Origin of the sequence: Prevotella sp. S7 MS 2 (assembly GCF_000762865.1) — a bacterium.
GTDB lineage: Bacteria > Bacteroidota > Bacteroidia > Bacteroidales > Bacteroidaceae > Prevotella.
Genome location: NZ_JRPT01000124.1, coordinates 1 through 939, shown reverse-complemented (window position 1 = coordinate 939; position 939 = coordinate 1). Strand labels below are relative to the sequence as shown.

Genomic DNA, 939 nt, shown 5'->3' with positions numbered 1-939 from the left:
AATTCAACAAGCAAGTGCAAATTTACTTAATTAGTTCGTAAAAGCACTCATGTGGTGTTCTAAATTCTAATTTCTTTCTTGGTCTCATGTTAATTTTCTTTGAATACTTTGTTATTTGTTGATGACTGACATGCTCAAACGTTTCTTTTTTTGGCACGTATTGTCTAATCAGTCCGTTAGCATTTTCTATAGCCCCTTTCTGCCATGAAGCGTATGGGTCAGCAAAATAGACGGTGACACCAAGGCTTTTGCTTATCATTTCATGGCAAGCGAATTCTGTGCCGTTGTCCGTTGTAATAGACTTGACATGCTCTTTGAATGGAGATAGCAAATGTATTACAGTGCGTGCTAACTCCTTGGCATTCTTTCCCTTTTTAAGTTTTCTCATAAATAGTATATTTGTACTGCGTTCTATCAGTGTCACAATAGCACCATGATTTCCTCTTCCAACAATTGTATCCATCTCGAAGTCCCCAAAGCGTTTTCCGTCAACTTCAGTAGGTCTCTCGCTGATACTTGTTCTATTGGGTATGGATATACGTCTGCTACCAACAGGCTTGGCACGATGCTTTAGCTTGTGACGACAGAGTTTATATAGTGTTCCACCTTTTGCCTTGTCCTTACGTATCATACGATATATGGTTTCATGGCTAATATACTTGCCTTCCTTAGCCAATACACCAGATATTTGTTCCGGAGACCATTCTTCTGTGATAAGAAGACGTTTCGCCTCATCCATAACATCCTTTTTGATTGAATGATTGCCGGGAGTTTTTCGCTTTGTGAGAACAGCATTTGCTTGGGCAGTTTTCCAGTTATACTTTCCTCTGGTTCCACTATTACGTTTTATTTCACGAGATACTGTACTTGGACATACTTTTATTGCTTTCGCAATATCTTTTAATATAATTCCATTTTGGAGTAGCACAAAAATTGTGT

At 38.3% G+C, this 939-nt stretch carries 1 protein-coding gene; it reads right to left on the bottom strand.

The window, feature by feature from the left end; translation table 11 throughout:
- Nucleotides 1-22: 22 nt before the first annotated feature.
- A partial coding sequence (locus HMPREF0671_RS11655) for an IS30 family transposase (RefSeq protein ID WP_036901026.1) occupies nt 23-939 on the bottom strand: 917 nt, incomplete at its 5' end.